Below are 22,022 nucleotides of genomic sequence, written 5' to 3' on the forward strand. Positions count from 1 at the left end.
AAATATATTTTATAACGTTGTTCACACTAACAGAAAAATGGAGGCTTAAAAAATTTAATGACTATTAGTTTCTATTTTTTTTGAGGCTATCGTTTAACACAATCAAATCAGAGACTGCCTTTGAAGCGCCGTACCACTTTTCAGCAATGATTTTGTACTCATCACCCTCTTTACGGAGATATAAGAACTTCCTGCCAAAATCAACCTTATCTGGAGAGGTATATTTTTGAAAAAATTCTACAAGTAATTGATTTTGAAATGACAATATTTTAGGTTCGCTGACTTGTACTTTAATATCACCTTGGCGAATTTTGGATAAGTTCATTTTCATATTTAACCAACCATTTTTGCTTTTTCCTAGAGAGCGAAAATGTTCAGAATAATAACTCAAATACACTTTAAATTCAGATTTTTCCCAACTTTGTCTCCATGATTCAACCATATCTATGACTTTTTCTTTTTCTTGCTGAACAGACTCGTAACTCACCATCTGCATTTCTGAAACAATCACAACAGGTGTTTTAAATTCCGTGACATATTTTGTGATATCGAGCACATCTTCGTTTCGCAAAGCAACACACCCTTCTGTATCAAAGGGACGCTGCATTCTTTCGTTACTATCTACACCATGAATCCAAATACCAGATCCTGTTTTGCGTTGTCTTTTGTCAAAAATATTAGGATAATCAAGCACAAAAGCTCTTGGACCGTACTTGCGCGCTGCATTACCCCAAAGTTGCATTAACGTAGAGCCTTCTTTGCGGCCGACAATAAAATAAATGCCTTCAGGAGTGCGGTTATCACCGCGAAACTTTTTATCCCCTGGTTCTTTACCGGTTAAAGCATGATAACGTTTTACAAGAGAATATGTTCCACTCGGCGTCACCTTAAAAACGCTCAGCCTGTGAAGATTTTTTTCGACAACCATTGCATAAGTGGGTTCATAGGACGTCAAGCTAATAAAAGCGGAAGGAATATTTTGTATTGAGTTTGATTGTGATTGCGTGTCTATCGCCTTAGGAACTGTGATAGCAAGGCCGCTATTGAACGTTTTTTGGAATAGCGGGCTTTTATGCACATCAGACGAATTTTGGCTTATAATATGTTCATTTTTTTGTAAAAGTAAATTTTCTTTTGGTTTGCCAAGAGAAACTTGGTTAGAAATCAATAAAATAGCAAAAAATATATTTAACTTTTTAATATCATTAAGTTTAAAAAAATTGCTATTCACCTTACGCAATCTCCATGAACCAAAGAGACAACATTATTTCATAATAGCCGCAATCTGCTCACGTATATTTGAGGAAAGTCGAACCCCCATATAAGACACTGTATCTGCTGCTAAAAGGGTTGCGATTTGACCAGATTGTTCAAGGTTTAAACCTCGACACAAGCCAAACATAAAACCTCCGGCAAACATATCGCCTGCACCCGTAGTATCGGCAACTTCAACTTTTTTTGCAGGGATAAATATAACCTTTCCATCATAGGCAATGTATGCGCCCTTTTCACCATCTTTAACAACAGAAATTTGAATAAATTTAGCTAGTTCTAAAGCTGCCGCCTCAGGAGATTTCTCTAAAAGAATATTTGCTTCTTCTGCATTTAAAAAAACCAAATGCGTTTTTTCGAGTAGTGACATGATTCGAGCTCGCCCATGTCTTTTGATCACAAACGGATCTGCAACATCAAACGCTACCTTTACATCATTCAGCAATGCATGATCAATGGCTGCACTCAGAGCATCAATTTGATTTTGACTATCAAGCATATAACCTGTAGAAAAAAAGATCTTTGATTTTGCAATGTCGTCAAAAGGAACATAACTCGGTTTGTATAAAAGACACGCCCCTAAATTGGTATTTAGGGTCCGTTCACCATCTGGAGTCACAACAACAAGACACGTACCTGTATGAACGCCGTCAACAATTGATAGCCTGTTTTCAATACTGAGTTCATCTAATCTTTTTGCAAAAGCGCGCCCATACGCATCATCGCCAACAGTGCTGCTGTAGCTCGTTTTGGCACCTAAAATTGCCATCCCCCTCAGGGCATTCGATGCACTGCCCCCAAGCTCAACTTCTGGTTTAACACTACCCAAGTTTTGCAAAACATTTTTTTGCGTTGCTTCATCGACTAACTGCATCACACCTTTGTTCATTCCAAAAGTTTTTAGGTCTGAATCATTAGCGCGAACAAGAAGATCGATAAGGGCATTTTCGATGGAAACGACATCAAAAGCATGACGGAATTGTTCCGTAGAAAAAAAAGAATTTTGAATCATCTTAAACAAACCTCAACTGTTACCTCGTCAAATCAACATTTATGACGCAAGGGTTCTGTCATATGTAAATCACTATTGCGTTGTAAAGGGTCCTAGCAATTTAAAATCGATACCGCCAAGCAAATCTCTTACCACAACAAAACCACCAACAGAGCTACCCGCTGATGATTTTGGATTCCAATTGGTGTTATTTGCAGTATCAAGTTTTAGGTCTCCCGAACTCACATACCATTGCAGCCGCACTTTATAGTTAAACAATGTATTATTCGGATCTCTACCTGAAGGAACAGTAGGAAACGTTAAATTTGCAGTAATGTTTGTTTCCTCATTTGCTGGAATTGTAGCAGAACTTGCTGGTGCAACAGAAGAAATTTGAATAGGATTATTTGTGATAGCAAGTCCACTTTTAATTTGCGCAATTTTAGACGCTGATACCCATGTGGTGAGTGGTGCCGTTGCCCACCATCCATCCGAAGAATCTGGCAAAAAATAAAACGAATAAAAACCATTATCAGACGAAACAGCAGAACTTGCTGTATAATTCAATTGAAAACCAGGTACATCCTTAGCCAAATTTAAATAAGAATTTAAATTTGTTGTACTTAAATGTGCACAATTTACAACATAATCAAATACAGTGAGACGAAATGGAGCTGACTGAATTGTAACACTTGGAGTGGATGCTGGTGACAAAAAATTTGCTAACGTTACCGCTGAGCCTTGACCAGGCGACACTCCTCGTGCACCACCGCCACCACTTAAATAATTATTGCCAATTGGAAATCCTTTTATACTGTTTAACGTGACTGTTGGTGTTTCTGCGGTAGGAGAAACAACAAGCAAATAAAAATGAGTTGTTGCACAACCAGTTCTCAATGGGAATTGTTGTGTTGACGTATTGGTTAAAGTATTTCCACCAGAAATAAGAGTACTATCTTGAAACACACCAGCGACAACACGCACTTTATTAATGACATAATATTCATTATTGCCATCATTGCATCCAACAAAAAATAAACAGAAAAATAGTTGCAAATTCACTATAATTTTTTTTCTATGACAAAACATAAAGCACCCTAAATTAAAATTTTGCAATAATTCCAATTGTTGGAATTATTGGCAGTGACGTTATTTCTATTTTTTTTGAGTAATCTTGATTATACGTTACAAAAGATACATTTTTTCTATTAAAAACATTTAAAATATCTAAGTAGGTTGTTAAGGTCCAATCTGGATACAAAAAATCATACTCAGTTCTAAAATCAACTTGCATAATAAATGGGTTTCTTGCATCATTTTTATTAATACCATATATATTGCCATCGGGTTGTGGTGTATATTTACCCGTATTTTGATTAAAAATTCCAGAATTTATTGAAGTATATGGAGCTCCTGTTAAAAATTGAAACTTTGCGCCAGCTTTCCAATTTCCAGTAATTTTTTGCCCATAAACAATATTTAGAGAATGCGTTCTATCGTATTCTGAATAACGCCAAATGCCAGTTAGTGGATCTTTAATTTCTGCGGTACTGATTCCATAACTCAACCAACCAAACCAAAAATCAGAAGGTTTTTTCTTAATAAAAATCTCAAGCCCCTTAGCGCGAGAACTGATAGAATTTTCAAATTTATTATTTGGATTTTCTACTGCCATACCAACTAAAGACTGGCTTGTTTTACTCCACAGTTGAATATCGGCCGAAAAGTTTTCTAAAAAACTGACTTCATATCCAACCACAAGTTGTGCGCTTCTTTCTAAGCTTAATTTGGGATTGCCATAAGATGAACTGCTATATTGTACTGCAGGCATTTGACTGTAATATCCAGCAGCAAATTTTAAAATATGATCTTCTATGAGTTCGTACCGAATGCCAATTCTTGGATCAATACCTATTTGATTTGAATTAGTTCCTATTAAAACATTAACTCCAGGATTTACAGTCAAGCTTTTAATTGGCGAATATGTAACATCAAAAAATAGATCGCCATATAATTGTGATAGTATTAAATATTGATAAACTCGAGGAGCCAATTCTGGATCAAAAAACACAGTGGGATCACCGCTTGGAAATTGCACAACATTTAGGCCTACCGTATTGTAGGTGTATTTTGGGCGAACTCCCACGCCAAATGATAATTTTTCATCTATTTTTTTATCAACAATTAAGCCAATACCAAACAAATGGCTTTTGATATCTAATGTGTTTCCTAATATATCTTGTTGAAATAAAAAATACCGCTGTTGAAAAACAAATTTTACCACAACATCGTTACTTAAATTTAAATTATAACGCACGCCAGAAACTTGCAAATAGCTATAAAAAGAAAATTTATTTTTACCATCTGCGGTTGTGCTGTCACCAAGGCTTGCCGACAAAGACGCTCTATCTGCTGCACCAACCAGATAACCCTGCCAAGTCCCTAACGCATGATTGCCATTGAGTACCAACTGATAGTCCGTTGCTTGCGGAATTGTCACAAAGCTTGAAGACCCTGCGATTTTTTGAATAAGTGGTTTGTATAATTCAAGATATGTTCTTCTAAATCCAAGTCTATAGCCTATGGCATTATCATTTGAGTTTTGTTGCGTTACATTTTCGGACTGAGTTTGTGTGGTATCTGTTTTAGGAGCATCAAGGCGCCCTTCCATGTAAATTCCTGTTTGAACAAGACCTAAATCATATTCACCTGACAACCGTTCTGGAGTTGTATTCTGACTTTTTAATTGAATCACTCCTCCAATAGTATCTGCATATCTTGAACTAAAACTTCCTGGAAAAAAGTCCATTGCTTCAATCATTTTTGGAGGAATAATTGTTTCTGCACCTCCAAAATGAAAAATAAAGGGAAAGACCAAATCATCATAAAAAAAGGAGTTGTCTCCAGGCAAACCACCTCTAACCACCAGATCAGCACTTCCTACATTTGCAGGAAGAACAGAGGGCAATGTTTGCAGTACCCTTACAGGATCCCGCCCCGCTCCTGGAGTTTGGGTAAATTCTTCTTGTTGAAATGTATTTTGGGAAATTTCATTTTTTTGCTTGGCTCGAATGACTCCAAATCCCCCATAAACGGGAGCTGGTTCTAATTGAAACGGAGAAGATGATAAAAGCTTTCCATTTTTAATTTCAATTGTTAAATCTTGAAAATTGTCGGCACGAATTAAAATTCCAGAAGACGATTTGTCAATATAAAACTCAAACGAACCATCTTTGTTTGTCCGAACAAATGAATTACGATTGCTTTGATCAATAATCAACGCGTCGGCAATAGGATTTTTTGATCCCAATTGTTTAACAATTCCTTCAATACAAATTTTATTTAAATCTTGAGATTTAACACATGCATTCGCATGGGAAAAACAAAACACAATTTGCACAAAAAATAAGCAAATTATCGTTGATAATCGATTTTTAAACATAAAATTGTACCTAAAATAAAAAATTAATAACAAAAAATTTTACGGCCAATGATCATGCAACGATAAAAGATAGCATAAAATTGAGAAAAATAAAAATTTGCCAACTCGATAATTAACAATTATTATTTCTTGTTTGAAAGAAGATTTGATAGATAAGGAAACACTGTGTTCAAAAAGTACGTTCAAAAAAATATTTTTACAAAAATTAAGTTTAATAGCCAATTTAATTGGAAACAAAGTTGGGTATGGGTAATTTTAATTGCGACTTGTTTACTAAGACTATTTTGGTCTGCCAATTTTCCAATCGGTAATGATGAAGCGTATTACTGGGACTGGTCAAGGCAGTTACAATTAAGTTATGTTGACGCCCCACCTTTTGTTGCTTGGATCGCATTTCTAGGAGGACTTCTTTTTTCTGGAGAAATTGGGGTACGTTTATTTATTCCTATTTTTTATTTTTTTACAACTATATTTTTAATTTTATGTGCTCGAGAAATTGAAATTATAAAAAATCGACAATTAACTAATGAAACTGTTATTTCTATTTTTATACTCAGCCAACTTATTCCTATATTTAGCCTTGAAGGAATGATGTTAATTCCAGATGGTCCGTTATTATTTGGAATTTCTGGAGCATTATTTTATTTATTAAAAGCAAACCGAAAAGCTTTACATAAAAATTCTTCCTTAGCAATAAAAGACGGTTTATTATTGGGAATTTTTCTTGGTCTTGCAGGTCTATCAAAATATCATGCATTACCAATTTCTATTGGTTTTTTTATAGCGACATTGGTTTTTCGCGGCATTAGTGCAAGCATTAAAGACTATAAATTTTGGTTTGTCGCAATTTTTGTTTCTATTGTAATTTCCAGTCCTGTTTTTGTTTGGAATTATAATAACAATTATGCCTCATTTCGCTTTCAGTCGCAACATGGATTTTCTGATTTTAATTTTAGTTTTTATACAATTTTTAAATTTTTTCTCGGTATTTCACTTTACTTAATGCCTTGGTTTTTTATATCTTTACTCTATTTTTCATTTAAAGAACTCAAAAAAAACAAATACTATAACTCTCCTGCAATTTTTTCGATAATCCCGTTTTATTTTTTATTTTTAATAATTTTAATATCTTCAATGGGTAAACAAACGCTTGCTCACTGGGTTATGCCTGGATTTTTACTTTTAATCCCTGCATTTGCTATTAATTGGAAGCCTTTACAATCAAAATATAAATCAATTTGGAAAAAATTATTTTACTTATCATTTGCAATTTCAATTATAATTCCAACTTTATTGAGTTTTAATTTTATTAATAATTTTATAATAAGAACTTATGCATACATTAATGGAAATTCTGATACTCTTTTTCAGTTTTATATATGGAAAGACTTAGAAATTTTTATGCAAGATCAACAAAATATATTGCTTTCCTTAAATGAATATAAACAAAATGAATTAGTTTCAAAAAAATGTGACAATGAGTATGAAATTGCCTCACTCAAGTGGTTTTGGACAGCACAAATGGCATTTCATTTTAAACATCAACCAAAAATTTATAATTTTGATTTCGATAACAGTTCATTTTATACTTGGCGTGATAAACTTTATGAGCTGGCTGAGTGCAAAATTATTATTGTAGGTAGTCAAGATCATTTTCAGGCAAATGAAATATTTAAAATTATGAATGTTGAAGAAATAAAAAAATTTACTCTCTCTCCTTATACAGGAAAAAACATTGTTTTTATTAAAGGAAGTTTAAAAGAAGAAGGGGTTCTTAGAAAAATTTATGAAAACACTCTAATAAATATCAGATATTAAACAAATTGATCGGACATAGAAAAGATGACAATCAAGCCTTGTTAGTTTTAACATTCTATTTTAAAACAGCATTTGTTTGTTGCTTGCTGGCTTCAATTCAAAGGAGAATCACTTGAAAAAAGTTAAAATTTACACAACAACAGTTTGTCCATACTGTAACTCTGCAAAAAATCTTTTTAAAAATTTAAACATTGAATACGAAGAAATCAATCTTGATAACAATTCTGAACTCAGAGCGAAACTTTCGCAAGAAAATAACGGTTGGCGAACTGTACCCATGGTATTTATTGGCGATAAATTTATTGGTGGTTTTGATGATACAAACAAACTACACAGAGAGGGAAAACTTTTAAGCTTAATTCATTCTTAATTAAATTTATGTTCCTAAATAACACATTTTTTAAAAAAAGTTTTAAAATGGCAAAAAAAATCTTTATTCTTTTAGTGATCTCATTAAATTGCTCTGCCTGCGTTATTGGGTTTAGTAATTTTCAAAATCACATCCCAGAAGAGTATGCAAAAGTATACGTGCCAGCAGCAATTGATAATTCTATTTATTCTGGCAATTCTAGCAGATTAACTCAAGCTATCCGTAAAGAACTTTCTTTAAGAACAGATTTACAGTTAACAGATATCAATCATGCTCAATGGGCACTTTTTATCAAAATAACAGATCGCTTGCAAAACATTATTGCTGTAGATGACTGCAAAAATCCCTCTGCCGCTTCGATTGCAAACGGTGCCTATCTATGCTCTAAAATTCATCCAGAACTGACGAATCAAGCAAATGTCCCTTATTCACTCAATCAACCAAACATTTCTCCTGCAAAAGAGGAATTATCACTTATTGCTGAAATTAAAGCCATAGACCTCAATACTGGAAATGTAATTTGGGCTAAGGAATACAGTTCAAAAAATATTCAACCAATTTCTTTTCATGAAATTGGAGATACAGACGGCAAAACAGTAAAATACATGCAATGGACTCCTGATCTTCATGTTCTGCGATATCAAGAAGCTGTTGATAATGCCGTCATGTCTTTTGCAAATACAGTAGCAAGCGACGTGCTAAAAACAATTTTTGCTTCAATGCCGAAGCGCGGTTCCAAAAGCACCAATTGATAAAATAGGTGACGAGAGATTGAAAAAAATAAACACAAAATGTAGTTTTGTGGCGTTTTCATGTGAAGATTAACAACTCTTAAGTGGAGAGTCTCTATGTTGTCAAATTTTGTTTCAAAACATAAAAAAGAGTTAGAAAATATTGCGCTTGCAGTAAGGCTACTGAGCATGGATGCCGTTTTGAAAGCGAAATCTGGTCATATTGGCTTACCACTTGGGGGTGCTGAAATGGGCACCCTTCTTTATTTTGCAGTGATGCGCCATGATCCTCAGAACCCTCAATGGCTCAATCGCGATCGATTTGTGTTGTCTGCAGGCCACGGAAGCATGCTCCAATATTCTTTATTGCATCTTTCAGGGTATAAACTTCCTATAGAAGAAATTATTCAATTTCGCCAAATAGGCAGCCTTACCCCAGGGCATCCCGAATTTGGGCATACACCAGGTATCGAATGCACCACAGGCCCCTTAGGCCAAGGCATTTCTCATGCAGTGGGTATGGCGCTTGCTGAAAGAATGCTCGCAGCCCGCTTTAATAGTCAACATCATCAACTGATTGAGCATAATACTTTTGTCATTGCAGGCGATGGATGCTTGATGGAGGGTGTGAGCAGCGAAGCATCAAGCTTTGCTGGGCATTTAAAACTCAATAAACTGATTACCCTTTATGATGCGAATAACATTACTATTGATGGAACAATTGACATCTCATTTTCTGAAAATGTTGCACAACGCTATGAAGCTTACGGCTGGAATGTTCTCTATGCAAATGGCAACAACTTTGACTCCCTCTCTCAAGCAATGGAAACGGCTTTAACAAACGCTAATCGTCCTCAAGGTGAAACAGGACCAACGCTTATTATTTGCAAAACAATACCTGGCAAAGGCTCTCCAAAGTGGGAAGGGAAACCAAAAATTCACGGCAATCCCATGAGTGAAGACGATGTCAAAGAAGCAAAACAACATTTAGGAATTTCAAATTTAGAACCTTTTTTTGTTCCTGATTACTGCCTCGTTTCTGCAAAAAAAATGATGGAACTTCGCTCAGAACATGTTTTAGATTGGAAAAAATCGTTTGAAAAAATTATGCAACAATGGGAAATAGAAACCCCTGAAAAACTAAAACTTTGGAACTTGCATTTTTATTCGAATAAAGCAATAAACAGCAAAATTAATGATGATACTTGGCAATCAGCGCTCGCTAAAATGGCAACCCGTGTTGCAAGTGGCAAAGCTCTGTGTGCGTTAGCAGCCACAGATCCAACATTAGTGGGAGGATCTGCAGATCTTGCAGGTAGCAATGCAACAACTTTACCCAATACTTCGTTTATAACGGCAACAGATTTTTCTGGCAGAAATATTCATTTTGGTGTGCGTGAGCATGGCATGGCAGCCATTTGCAACGGCATTACCTTGCATGGAGGACTGCGTGCATACTGTGCTACAATGGTCGTTTTTTCTGATTACATGCGCCCAGCAATCCGTTTAGCAGCTTTAATGCAAATCCCAACTTTATTTATATTAACTCACGATAGCTATGCAGTTGGAGAAGATGGCCCTACCCATCAACCTATCGAACACGCAGCATCACTGAGAGCAATCCCTAACCTAAACGTTATTCGACCAGCTGATGCCATAGAAACATTTGCTGCATGGGAATTTGCGGTTTCAAGCACGTCACAACCAACTGCACTTTTATTAACACGTCAAGACCTCAATAATTTAGACGAATTGATTGATTCGCCACGTACATTAAGAACAATCAATGAAGGACTCGTAAACGGTGGATACATCGTTAAAGATTTCAATAACACAGCTCACGCACAAAAAATCATTCTTGTTGCTTCGGGAAGCGAAGTCGGACTCGCTCTCCAAACAGCATCACTGTTAGAAAAGCAACCAAATGAAAAACCTATTTCTATTCGCGTGATCAGTGCGCCAATTCCGCAAAGACTGCCTGAAAATCCAATTTGGTTAAACAAATTTCTGCCAAAAGAGATTCCAGTCATTGCAATTGAAGCAGGCTCTCACATGGGATGGGGAGAAATTGTTGGCAGGGATGGAAAGATTTTTGGTTTAAAGAATTTTGGAGAATCGGCACCCGCCCAGAAATTGGCACAACATTTTGGTTTTACGCCCGAAAAAATGTCAGAAAATATTTTAAATTTTTTACAAATCAGGTAGCTTTTCTAATCTATGAAAGAAAAATTATACAATTCATTAGAAAAAATTAACAAGACAAATGCTAATATAATATATGCATTCCTATTATTTTGTATTTTTACATTTAAAATTTTATATTACAATCAACAAAATTTTGATTTCTGGATTGAAACTATTGGAACAATATTACAACTTGCACTGCCTTTTTATGTGGTTGTTCCTTTATTATGGAAAAAAGATTTTCTTGGCACGAAACAAATGCTAAAATTTTTAATTGCTGTATTAATTATCATATGGTCACTCAAACTTGGTTTGAGTGACTTACTTGGCTTTAATACAACACGTCCACGAGGAGGAGACATGAGCTTTCCAAGTGGGCATACAGCAGGTGCATTCTTGGGAGGCGTGTTTTTAAGCATTCGGTATGGCTGGAAATATGCTTTAGTGGTATTGCCTTTGGCTTTTTACGTTGCTTTTTCAAGAATTTTTTCAAAAGCTCATTGGCCGGCTGATGTTGTTGCATCAATTGTAATTTGCACAATCTTAGGTTTAATGATTGTAAGACCATTCAAAAAATAGTCTTTTTATACTAAATTATATATCAGGGAACAAGGATGTTACCTAGCAGCTTATCCGAGATAAATAGCGATTGGTTTTATTATTTTAAAATAATAATATTTTTTATTGTTTTTACTTGCTTAATTCTTTTATTTCATTCTTTATTTAAAAAATTTTTAGTTAAAACAAGAATAATAAATTTTTGCTTTTTAATATTTTTTATGATAGCTTATTTTTTTCAAAATCAAGGCTTATATAAATTTACTAGTTTTATTTTTTATACTGTATTAATAATTTTATTTCAATTTATTATAACAAAATGCTTCGCATTTATTAAAAATTCTATACAAAAATTTAAACTTATTTTATTTAAGACACCAAAACCTAAATTCAATAAATTTGGAACACCGCATATTTTAACTTCTTTTGGATTAAAAGTAAGAAGTAAAAGTGAAGTTTTTATTGCAGAAAAATTATATGAACAAAAAATTACTTTTTTTTACGAAAAACCACTAACCGCCGATGGTAAAACATATTATCCTGATTTTACAATTTATCATGGGAAAAAAACTTACTACTGGGAACATTTTGGACTATTGAGTGATAAAACCTATTATCAAAAAACTGAAATCAAATTAAAATGGTATAAAAAAAACTTTCCAAACAAACTTGTTTGGACTAAAGAAAGTCCGCAATTATTACTTGAAATTGAAAAAGAACTAGAAAAAATTACGAAAACTAAGCCGCAGAATCGGTATCGTCGCTTTCTAAGCCGGCAGCCCCATGGGAAAAAGGAACATGAATCTCAAACTCGCCATATTTAACTTGTAATTTTCCATCAATATTTTCTATTAAAAAAGTTTCATCTTCTATTTGCATTTCTATAATTTTACCTGGTTCTATTGTTTTAAATGGAATCGTAAAATCGGAACCATCTGATAATGTAACTGAAAAATAATTTCCTTTAACTTGGATTGAAGTTTTTTTATTGCTTGTTGGAATGTGAGACGGATCAGCATCCTCATCAAGTCCTATTGGAGCAACCTCATCTCCTGAATTGTCTGATACAGCAGATGCACCACCTTTTCCTGTGGGATCATCATCTCCCATTCCATGATCAACTGGCTGCGGGTCGCTTGATTCGGAGGATGAATGAGCGCCCTCAGCAGTATCATCAACAATCTCAAGATCTTTAATTTCTGCCGAGGAGTTTTCTGTCTCAGAACTCACAGCCCCTTCTTCGACCGCTATTTCTTTATCGCTCATGGCTTCGTTTCCTCCTGAAGCATCATCTATCGCTATTTCGTCTTCGGCAGAAACAGGACTTGCATCAGTAGATTCTTCAGCAGAAGCGCTATCAGACTCTAAAATAGCCGCTTCAGATGATGCCTCGGACACAGGTGGCTCAGAACTTGAAACATCTAAAGGAGTTTCTTCATCAGGAGTGTCTTCTGTAGGTACTGCTTCTGCGGCTACTGGCTCTTCTGGGGCAACTTCTAACGACTCATCCACGCCTTCTGTTGCTGTGGCAGCATCTCCAACGACTGGCTCTTCTGGAGCAACTTCTAACGATTCATCCACACCTTCTGCTGCTGTGGCAGCATCTCCAACGACTGGCTCTTCTGGAGCAACTTCTAACGATTCTTCTACGCCTTCTGCTGCTGGGGCAGCATCTCCAACGACTGGCTCTTCTGGAGCAACTTCTAACGATTCATCCACACCTTCTGCTGCTGGGGCAGCATCCCCAACAACTGGCTCTTCTGGCGCAACCTCTAACGATTCTTCCATGCCTTCTGCTGCTGGTGCGGCGTCTTCTGTTGCAGCAGGAACTGCTTGGGCACTCGTGATCTGATTTTTTTCTAAAACCTCTTTAAAAGTTTGCAAGCCAATTCGAGAAACAACATCTGATAAATTTTCAGCACCCTGCTTGTTTTGTGAGTATGTTTCTAACACCAATGAAATAGCTGTCCCAATATTGCTTCTGGGAATACCTTCTATCACCGATTCGGCAAGTTTCGGTTCCCCAGAAGTGCGGCCTCCAATACTCATATTATAACCTTGGGAATCGCCAACAATATGAATATCATCAGTCGCCGATGCCACACATGCGACAGCACAGCCATTCATTCCAATATTTAAAGCAGTAAAAGAATCTTTAAATTTTTCGTTTAAAAAAGGTGAAATATCAATAGCATCACCAAGTGCATCCTGCTCGCATTTGGAGCACAATTCACCAAGACATGCCTTAGGTGATAGAATCGAATGATTACGATAATGTTTTAATAATATTCCTGATTTAGCTAGTTTTGCGTGAAGTTCTAAAAGTTTCTCTTTTGGCACCATAAAACCAATGCGTTGATCTTCGGTGACTTTCAAAAAAACCGACACATCATCAGCAACATCACAAATAAGTCTCAATTGACTCCCATTGTAAATACCACCGGCAGCTTCGGCAAGAACAAACAAATATCCATTTTTTAACTCAAACTGCCCAACAGCCAATGATATTCCTCCGCATATCAGTTATATCTATGGTATCGTTTAGATTAATGGGAACTTGAGCGACCATATGTGATGTTGATAGACACATATGACTTGGTTGCTAAAGCCCATAGGGCATGACATCCAATAAAATCAAATAGATATATTTGAGTCTCTTTTGCCTCGGTATTTTAAATTAACAAGGAGTTTCTTTTTATGTCCTCTCCCTCTGCCTCTTCCATGCGAGAATTGATTGAATTTGTTGCAAAATCTCTTGTTGATAATTCGGATAAAGTTGAAATCAATGAAATTAATGGAACCCAAACAAATGTGATAGAATTGCGTGTCGCCAAAGAAGATGTCGGTAAAATTATAGGAAAAAGTGGCAGAACTGCAGATGCAATTCGCACGATTTTAAATTGCGGCGCAGCAAAACAAAATAAAAGATATATTCTTCATATAATTGATGAATAATATTATTTTTTATTAAATTCTAATAATTTAAAAATTTTTTTTAATCAAGATAAAATCATATCCGATAAAATTACAATCCAGTAAACCCTATCTGATTAAAAGAAGTCGAACGTGAAAAGTCGTATAGGTTTAAAATTTATAGCATTGTATTTATTTGTTATAATTTTTATCACAGAATCCTGTTCTCCTAATAAAATTAAATTTACAAAAATTACAATTAATCAACCAAACCATTTAAATTCATCATTAAACAACAAATCCAGCTATCTATCTATTAGGCCAATTCAAATTCCAGTCTCTATGAAAAATAATAGTGGTTTTTTATTAAATACAGAACTTAAATCTGGTACAAATAGTCTTTCATTACCAATTGGAAAAATTTCTATAAAAATAGGTTTTTTAGCTATGGGTTATACAACGACAACACCTTCAAATTGTTCTAATACAAATTCTAATAATAACTCTGAAAATGAAACAGAAAATGTTTTGTATACTGAATTTGAAACAGAATTGACAATAGATGAAAATACAACATCCATACCAATTAATTTTCCAAATCCTTTTAATATTGTTACTTTTGATAAATTTGGCTTTAAAATTAAAAATATTTTAGGAAATCCTGCAGCAGGAGCGACTATTTATTATATTGATCCTATAAGCGGAATAAAGCTCAGCGATCCTTGCACACAAACGCCATTTTCAGATACAGCCGATAGCGAAGGCCGCGTTGCAATCAATATCCCTATTTATTCTAATTCTTCGCAATTTCACTTTGAAATTGTTTCAACGGATGGGATCAAACAAACAATTCAACCGACTCTAACCAAAAACGCTTCAGTCGCTAAGTTTTATAATTTGTTTATGGTTGACGGCAGTTATTCTCCAATGAATGAAGCGACAGATAGTTTTTTAAACAACCAACAAACTATTGCATATCGAAGAGATGTTTTGTTACGAAATCCTCGGTTTCCCGATATTGCAAATTACAGCATTCAAGCGCCAAATTCTACAACAGGAATGTTTAATCTTTATCCATCTTCAATCACAAATAATTCAAACGAACTGATTAACAAAAGAAAATTTAAATTTCAATGTGAAATCAAATTAAGTTCAGGGACAATCATTTATCAAATGCAAAGTTGTAAAAATTTTTACTCAAATTTTTTTACTGAACCAGTACAACTTTCGCAAGGACAAAGTTATACAATATCGGCCTATATTAACGATGAAGAAGGATTTCTAGCTTCGGATAAATCTGCAACGACCCCTGCAACCGTATCTTTCACTTATAATTTACCATAATGAAATTTTATTTTTAAATTTAAAAAAAATATGTTATCAAAAAAATATTAAAATTATTTTGCAGTGGACACTTTCACGGATGATAAAGGACACAACATGACAGAGTTAAATCATGAGTTAATTAGAAGCATTGAAACACAGGGAAATAGTGATTACGAAATATATTTACAAACCAAACAACTTCTCTCACTACAAACATCACATGAACAACTTTGCAATCCTGATGAATTACAATTTCAAATAGTACATCAAAGCGAAGAGTTGATGTTTAAATTATTAAATCATACTTTACTTGAAATTCATAAAAATCTTCTCGAACAAAACGTAAATAAAATATTATCTCTTTTTCAGCGTGCTCATTTAGCTCAATCTAATATATTATCAATTATAGAACTCCTTCACACCATGTCGCCTAAAGCTTACCAAGAAATCAGATTAAAGTTGGGTAATGGTAGTGGACAAGATTCACCAGGTTTTAATAGTTTCTTAAAAATTGCACCAATTTTATGGAAAACTTTTAAAAAAATTTATTTAGAAAATTCTGATGAAAAAATTGAAAAAATTTACAATTCAAACTTCAATCACTGTGATACTTACTTAATTGCTGAAGCTTTTTTAGAACTTGACGACAAATACAACAAATTTCTTTATTTTCATATAAAACTTATTGGAAGAAGCATTGGCTTAAATGCATACTCTTTAAAGGGTAACATTGTTTCGGCATTAAATAACAGAATTTCTCGCTCTCTTTTTCCAGAACTTCTTGAAATTCAATCTCAAATGACGGCTCTATGGGGCAATACATATGGTGTCAAAAGAAACAGTATTACGCCAGAGCAAAAAGTAGATGCTGTTTTATAATCGTTAATAGTTACTTATAAAAATTATTCACACACTCTACCGCTTGAAGCCATCGACACAAATTTGCATTGGCAATGGCTTCGGGCATGATTGGGCAAAACTCTTTACCGATTTCCGCTTTAGTAAAAGAAACGTCTTCATTTAAAATTCCAATACTCGCAGCTCTTGCGGCGCCCAATGATGTTGATTCAATATTTGCTGGTCTTACAAGAATTGTTTGTAAAATATCAGATTGTAGCTGCATTAAAAAATCATTTTGCGATGCACCACCATCAACACCAACACGCGTAATTTTATGTTCACTGACTTGCTCCATAAGCCTGAGTAGCTGCACATTTTGCATGACAATACTTTCTAAAACAGCACGAATAATTTGAGATTGTTGTGAACCCCGCGTCAATCCAAACAACACACCTTTTGCATTTGGATTCCAAAAAGGCGCTCCTAGCCCTGCTAATGATGGCACAAATAGCACATCTTCATCTCTTGGATAGCCTATTGCAAGTTCTGCACTTTCTGCAGAATTCTTAATCCAACCAAAATTATCTCGTAAAAACTGTACTGCGGCACCCGCAATAAAAGCAGAACCTTCTAGCGCAAAAATTCTTTTTACTTTTGTGCTATAGGCAACGGTTGTAATTAAACCATTATCGGCTTCAACAATTTTTTCACCAGTATTCATCAACAAGAATGCGCCTGTGCCAAACGTAATTTTTGCTTCACCCAATTGCACACAATTTTGCCCAAATAATGCAGACTGCTGATCGCCTAAATTGCCAGTAATTGGAATGCCATCTGGCAAATAATGCACATTTTTTGTTGCGCCTAAGTAACCAATGCTTGGTTGTATTTTAGGCAAAGCTTGAAGAGGAATAGAAAATAACTCTAAAAGTTCATCATCATATTGACCAGTGTGTAAGTTGTATAACATTGTACGGCTTGCATTTGTATGATCAGTAAAAAAGGATACGCCGTCTGTTAACTTCCAAATAATGTAACAATCTATTGTTCCCAATGCAAGATCACCCATTAATGACCATTGCTTTGTTTTTGGATAATGTTCGAGCATCCAGTGCATTTTGGAAGCACTAAAATAGGGATCACAGACCAATCCTGTTTTGCTTAAAATTTTTTTTCTAATATTTTCGTTTCGCTTTAATGCGTCGCAAAACTCTGCGGTTCTTCTATCTTGCCAAACAATCGCATTCCCTGCAATTTCGCCGGTTTTTTTATTCCATGCTAAACATGTTTCGCGTTGATTTGTAATACCAATAGCAGCTATTTTATTAACTAAAAATTCATGGTTTTGTAAAACTGCGAGATCAAGACAATTTTTAATTGACTTTAATGTCGTTTCCCAAATATCGTTTGGATTATGCTCAACTAATCCTGGTTTCGGATAAATTTGGGGAAACTCAATTTTGTTATTTCCATACATGCTAAAATTATTCATACTAAATAAAGAAGATTGTATTCCTGTTGTTCCTTCGTCAATAGAAAGGATAAAATCTGTCATAATCATTAACTCCTTTTTTAAAAATATAATACTATTCTTTGTCAGGAGGATACTAATGTGAGATCAAAGACACAACAAATTGTTCCAAAAAAATTTCAAGATTATTTTTATTCATTACCAACTATTGAGCAAGCTGGATTTTTTTTATGGCCATCACTCGCTAGTGATGACATTAGTATAAAAGAAAAAGAATTATTTAAAATCATCAAGCCATCAGGATGCATTCTGTTTAAAAGAAATTTTCAGACCCTTTCTAAATCTAGGCAACTCATTACAAATTTAAAAAAATATATTGCAAAAAAAAAATCAAATTATCGCATGCCATTTATAGTTTCTATTGATGAAGAAGGAGGAAGAGTTTCTCGCTTACCGTTACCTTTTCCTAGAGGAAAACCAGCACTTGAATTTGCAGATAATGATGATTTAATAGGACTTGAAGGACAACTTTTACACCAAATTTTTATTGCAAAAAGTCTTGGAGTTAATTGTATTCTTAGTCCTGTCGCAGATATCCTGTCAGAACCAAATAATCCTGTAATTGGAGATCGATGCTTTGGTAGAGATGCGCAAACAGTAACTAAGTTTGCAAGTTTTGCAAATCATGTTTTAATGCAAGAAAATATTTTTTCTTGTGCAAAGCATTTTCCAGGACACGGTAACACCAAAACAGATTCCCACAAAGAACTCAGTGTGAGTGATGTTAGCCTAGAACAATTAAAACAACGAGAGTGGATACCATTTCAAAAACTCATTCAAGACAATATTCCTTTTATTATAAGCGCGCACGTTATTGTTCCAAGTTTAGACCCAAAAAATCCTGCCACATTAAGCAAAACTATTTTAACAAAATATCTTAGAAATGATTTAAATTTTAAAGGCATAATTTTAAGTGATGACTTGCGAATGAATGCAATCGCTGAGCATTATAATTTAAAAAGAAAAATTGAATCATCTATTACTGAAAGCTCTGACGTTTCAAGTCATGAAGAGGATAACTTTTTAAAATTGGCTTCAATAGATGCTCTTTGGGCTGGATGTGATATTTTATTAAGTTGCCAAAGTATCACTCGAGAAGCAAAAATTGCATATGCTATTGCTGAAAAAATGGAAAATGATAAAATTTTCCATAAATTGATGTTGGAGAAAGCGTGGAATATTTTTTTGAATTTAACAAAAAAACAAAACTAGAAAATATTGCATTTTTTCTATTGATTAGTTTTTTTTTACATTCATGTATTTATTTTGCAGTGGTTTTTATGCATGTCCCTGAACCCGAAACAATTTCTATTTCTCTTACAAATAATAACTTACAAATTGTTAACAATAAGCCACAGTCAAAACCAAAACAACAAAAACCCAATACTCCAAAAGTTCAAAAACAAATTGCTGTAGATCAAAAAAAACCACTACCGCAACCTGTTACAAGCAACCCACAACCCAATCCAACAGAGCAAACAACACAAAACGATCAGAATGAAGCCTACGCGAACGAAACTGTTGCCGATAAGTCGGCGGCATGCACATTACCAGAAATCAATTTAACCGATGATGCCACTCAAGCAGGAGTGACAAGTGGTATTGTTACGATTGATGTGTCTATTGATGGAGATGGCAAGGTCACAAAAGCAAAGTTGGTGCGAGGAACAGGTTATAATGTTGATAGTGTCGCATTAAAAGTAGCATTAACCTTAAAATGCAAACCTGCAATAAAAGAAAAATCCAGTTTAGCTGTGATTAAAAGAATCAATTGGAAGATAATCCCTTAATTGACAATCAAGTCTTCTGCTCCCACACCACGATCCAAAACGCGATCCATTTCATATTTTGGATCATAAGAACTTTGCACTGCTTCCGAACCATTTGAAAAACTTCTTAGAGTACTATTTGCAATATTTGCTGCGTAGTTTTTTAAAATTTCGCGAGCGGCGTCTAAACTTTCTACACGATTTAATGTTTCACGAACTGCTTTACTTGCTGGAAAACCTTTTGTGTACCAAAGCAAATGTTTACGCGCTAAAATTGCAGCAAGCTTATTATTGCCATAATGCTCTTGTTGATACGAAATATGTCGCATCACCAAATCTAACCATTCTGCGAAACTTGGGGCAACAGGTTTATTGTTTAATATTTCTTGAAATATCCAAGGGTTTCCTAATGCACCGCGGCTGACCATCACAGCATCGCATTGTGTATTGTGTTGCATCAAATATGCAGAGGAATAAGAAAAAAGATCTCCATTGCCCACTTTAACAACTTTTGATGAAAATCGCTTGCCCACTTCAATGGCTTTTGCAATATTTTTATGATCACACGGAGTTTCATAGCCTTCAGAACGCGTTCTGCCATGCACAGTAAACATATCAACATTTTCAAGCAACGCTCGCTCTGTGGTGTCTGAAACAGAAATAGCATCCCGAGTATAGCCAATGCGATATTTTACAGAAAGAGGGCGATTTGTTGCTGCCCGTGATTGTTTGATTGTTTCAGTGATGCGTTGCGGGTCTTTGAGAAAACCACTGCCGCACCCTGCATTGACGACTTTTTTAACAGGACAACCCATATTAATATCAATGGTATCAAATCCTTGCTTATCAAGATAGCGAATGGCGGAGGCCACTTGTTCGGAACAAGGACCTGTCACCTGAACCCCAAGCACAGATTCTTGTGCATGGCGCGCCATCATTTCAAAAGTTCTTTTATTTTGATATGCAATTGCCGTAGCAGATAACATTTCTACATAAGTCAATCCAGCACCCATTTCTTGACAAATTCTTCTAAAAGGAATGTCAGAAACTCCTGCAAGAGGAGCCAGAAAGACACGATTTTTAACAACTAAATCACCAATTTGTATAGGCTGATTAAAAAAATTCACAGGACTCATTCCTTTGCCATTTTATCTTTGATTAATTGACCACACGCTGCTTGAATGTCTCTTCCCTTTGACAAACGCACTGTAGCCACCATACCCGCTTTTTTAAGCTCGGTTTGAAAAGCATACACTCTGCCTAAATCAGGGCGGCGAAATGAAGCGCCTGTGTGCTCATTTAATGGAATCAAATTGATTTTTACAGATATGCCAGTGAGCAATGCGATCAATGCTTGAGCGTGCGCCGTTGTATCATTAATTCCACGTAGTAATGTGTATTGAATCATAAATTTTCTTTTTGGGAATTTTTGTGAAAAGTCTTTTAATACAGAAATAACTTCGGTTATGGGACTCTTAAGATTAACCGGCATAATTTTACTTCTTTCCTCATCAAAAGGAGAATGCAAAGACAATGCCAACGCAACTTTAGAATAATTAAGAACTTTTTGTAGTTGAGGAAGAAGCCCGACAGTGCTGATTGTAACCTTATTGGGCGAAAAGTTGAGTGCAAGGGGATCACAAAATATTGTGGTACTTTCTAACACATTATCTATATTATCAAGAGGTTCACCCATTCCCATATACACAATATTGGTCACTCTAGGATAAGAAGACAAATCATTTACAAAATTTTCTGAACGCCAACGCTCTGCAAGAAGCACCTGTGCAACAATCTCATCAGAAGTCAAACTCCTTTGTAACCCCATACGACCAGTCTGACAAAAACGACAACCTTGCTCGCAACCGACTTGCGTTGAAAGACATTGGGTCAGTCTGCCTCTTTCTGGAATTAAAACACTTTCAATCAACTTGCCATCACGTTTAAGGCGCATCACAAACTTAACAGAACCATCATGCGAACTGCATTGATATTCGGCAATTTCTAAAGGCAAATCGAGAGAAAACTGTGCGTCAAACCAGTTCTTAACATCCTGACTCAGCTCAATAAAATGATCAACTTGACTTTTTTTATGCTTATAAATATTGCGAAATATAGTATCGGCGCGCAACTGCGCCTTTGCTTTTCCAAAGAAACTTGAGAGGAGTTCAACAAGTGCAACTCTTTTTTGACCGTAAAATGGAATCATAATTTTTTTACCTTAATATTACCCACCTTAATGGTGTTTTCTTTTCAATCAAAGTATAAATTGATGGT

At 35.0% G+C, this 22,022-nt stretch carries 19 protein-coding genes; 11 read left to right on the plus strand and 8 right to left on the minus strand.

Annotated elements, in window-relative coordinates:
• Nucleotides 1-64: 64 nt before the first annotated feature.
• From Spiro2_RS06540 to Spiro2_RS06555, 4 genes are all read right to left on the minus strand, one after another.
• On the minus strand, nt 65-1,231 hold the full coding sequence (locus tag Spiro2_RS06540) for a L,D-transpeptidase family protein (RefSeq protein WP_338634846.1): 1,167 nt from the start codon (nt 1,229-1,231) through the stop codon (nt 65-67).
• Between the two features lie 33 nt (nt 1,232-1,264).
• On the minus strand, nt 1,265-2,284 hold the full coding sequence (locus Spiro2_RS06545; RefSeq protein ID WP_338634847.1) for an adenosine kinase: 1,020 nt from the start codon (nt 2,282-2,284) through the stop codon (nt 1,265-1,267).
• A gap of 72 nt (nt 2,285-2,356) precedes the next feature.
• Nucleotides 2,357-3,352, minus strand: a complete 996-nt coding sequence (locus Spiro2_RS06550; RefSeq protein WP_338634849.1) for a hypothetical protein — start codon at nt 3,350-3,352, stop codon at nt 2,357-2,359.
• A gap of 13 nt (nt 3,353-3,365) precedes the next feature.
• Nucleotides 3,366-5,705: a hypothetical protein gene (locus Spiro2_RS06555; protein WP_338634852.1), complete on the minus strand. Its 2,340-nt coding sequence runs from the start codon at nt 5,703-5,705 to the stop codon at nt 3,366-3,368.
• Nucleotides 5,706-5,870: 165 nt separating this feature from the next.
• On the opposite strand from Spiro2_RS06555, the gene Spiro2_RS06560 reads away from it, so the two are divergent.
• The 6 genes from Spiro2_RS06560 to Spiro2_RS06585 all read left to right on the plus strand — a co-directional run bounded on the left by Spiro2_RS06560 (nt 5,871) and on the right by Spiro2_RS06585 (nt 12,190).
• A complete protein-coding gene (locus tag Spiro2_RS06560) occupies nt 5,871-7,523 on the plus strand; it encodes an ArnT family glycosyltransferase (RefSeq protein ID WP_338634854.1) in 1,653 nt (550 codons plus the stop codon).
• Nucleotides 7,524-7,635: 112 nt separating this feature from the next.
• Nucleotides 7,636-7,893 (plus strand): glutaredoxin, encoded by a 258-nt coding sequence (locus Spiro2_RS06565; RefSeq protein ID WP_338634856.1) that lies wholly within the window; start codon nt 7,636-7,638, stop codon nt 7,891-7,893.
• A gap of 47 nt (nt 7,894-7,940) precedes the next feature.
• Nucleotides 7,941-8,645: a hypothetical protein gene (locus Spiro2_RS06570; RefSeq protein ID WP_338634859.1), complete on the plus strand. Its 705-nt coding sequence runs from the start codon at nt 7,941-7,943 to the stop codon at nt 8,643-8,645.
• Nucleotides 8,646-8,741: 96 nt separating this feature from the next.
• Nucleotides 8,742-10,829, plus strand: coding sequence for a transketolase (tkt, locus tag Spiro2_RS06575; protein ID WP_338634862.1), 2,088 nt, complete (start codon nt 8,742-8,744; stop codon nt 10,827-10,829).
• Between the two features lie 12 nt (nt 10,830-10,841).
• Nucleotides 10,842-11,387, plus strand: coding sequence for a phosphatase PAP2 family protein (locus Spiro2_RS06580; RefSeq protein WP_338634866.1), 546 nt, complete (start codon nt 10,842-10,844; stop codon nt 11,385-11,387).
• Nucleotides 11,388-11,587: 200 nt separating this feature from the next.
• Nucleotides 11,588-12,190 (plus strand): hypothetical protein, encoded by a 603-nt coding sequence (locus Spiro2_RS06585; protein ID WP_338634868.1) that lies wholly within the window; start codon nt 11,588-11,590, stop codon nt 12,188-12,190.
• Here Spiro2_RS06585 and Spiro2_RS06590 read toward each other — a convergent pair.
• Nucleotides 12,105-13,868, minus strand: coding sequence for a hypothetical protein (locus Spiro2_RS06590; RefSeq protein WP_338634871.1), 1,764 nt, complete (start codon nt 13,866-13,868; stop codon nt 12,105-12,107). The two genes, Spiro2_RS06585 and Spiro2_RS06590, sit on opposite strands and share 86 nt — an antisense overlap.
• 219 nt (nt 13,869-14,087) lie before the next feature.
• Between Spiro2_RS06590 and Spiro2_RS06595 the strand changes: the two genes are divergently transcribed.
• The 3 genes from Spiro2_RS06595 to Spiro2_RS06605 all read left to right on the plus strand — a co-directional run bounded on the left by Spiro2_RS06595 (nt 14,088) and on the right by Spiro2_RS06605 (nt 16,484).
• Nucleotides 14,088-14,321: a KH domain-containing protein gene (locus tag Spiro2_RS06595; RefSeq protein WP_422398034.1), complete on the plus strand. Its 234-nt coding sequence runs from the start codon at nt 14,088-14,090 to the stop codon at nt 14,319-14,321.
• A gap of 111 nt (nt 14,322-14,432) precedes the next feature.
• Nucleotides 14,433-15,623, plus strand: a complete 1,191-nt coding sequence (locus Spiro2_RS06600; RefSeq protein ID WP_338634874.1) for a hypothetical protein — start codon at nt 14,433-14,435, stop codon at nt 15,621-15,623.
• Between the two features lie 96 nt (nt 15,624-15,719).
• Entirely contained in the window at nt 15,720-16,484 is a 765-nt protein-coding gene (locus Spiro2_RS06605) for a tryptophan 2,3-dioxygenase family protein (RefSeq protein WP_338634875.1), read from the plus strand.
• A 10-nt stretch (nt 16,485-16,494) separates the two neighbouring features.
• On the opposite strand, the gene Spiro2_RS06610 is transcribed toward Spiro2_RS06605, so the two are convergent.
• On the minus strand, nt 16,495-18,000 hold the full coding sequence (locus tag Spiro2_RS06610) for a glycerol kinase GlpK (RefSeq protein ID WP_338634876.1): 1,506 nt from the start codon (nt 17,998-18,000) through the stop codon (nt 16,495-16,497).
• Between the two features lie 57 nt (nt 18,001-18,057).
• Between Spiro2_RS06610 and Spiro2_RS06615 the strand changes: the two genes are divergently transcribed.
• A complete protein-coding gene (locus Spiro2_RS06615) occupies nt 18,058-19,188 on the plus strand; it encodes a glycoside hydrolase family 3 N-terminal domain-containing protein (RefSeq protein ID WP_338634878.1) in 1,131 nt (376 codons plus the stop codon).
• On the plus strand, nt 19,149-19,766 hold the full coding sequence (locus tag Spiro2_RS06620) for an energy transducer TonB (protein WP_338634879.1): 618 nt from the start codon (nt 19,149-19,151) through the stop codon (nt 19,764-19,766). The genes Spiro2_RS06615 and Spiro2_RS06620 overlap by 40 nt, the downstream gene beginning before the upstream one ends.
• On the opposite strand, the gene Spiro2_RS06625 is transcribed toward Spiro2_RS06620, so the two are convergent.
• Nucleotides 19,763-20,872: a tRNA dihydrouridine synthase gene (locus Spiro2_RS06625; protein ID WP_338634882.1), complete on the minus strand. Its 1,110-nt coding sequence runs from the start codon at nt 20,870-20,872 to the stop codon at nt 19,763-19,765. The two genes, Spiro2_RS06620 and Spiro2_RS06625, sit on opposite strands and share 4 nt — an antisense overlap.
• Nucleotides 20,873-20,877: 5 nt before the next feature.
• Complete coding sequence (gene rlmN / locus Spiro2_RS06630) at nt 20,878-21,954, minus strand: 23S rRNA (adenine(2503)-C(2))-methyltransferase RlmN (protein ID WP_338634883.1); 1,077 nt, start codon at nt 21,952-21,954, stop codon at nt 20,878-20,880.
• Nucleotides 21,955-22,022: the final 68 nt, after the last annotated feature.

Source organism: Spirobacillus cienkowskii, from assembly GCF_037081835.1.
In the GTDB taxonomy this organism is placed as follows: domain Bacteria; phylum Bdellovibrionota_B; class Oligoflexia; order Silvanigrellales; family Silvanigrellaceae; genus Silvanigrella; species Silvanigrella cienkowskii.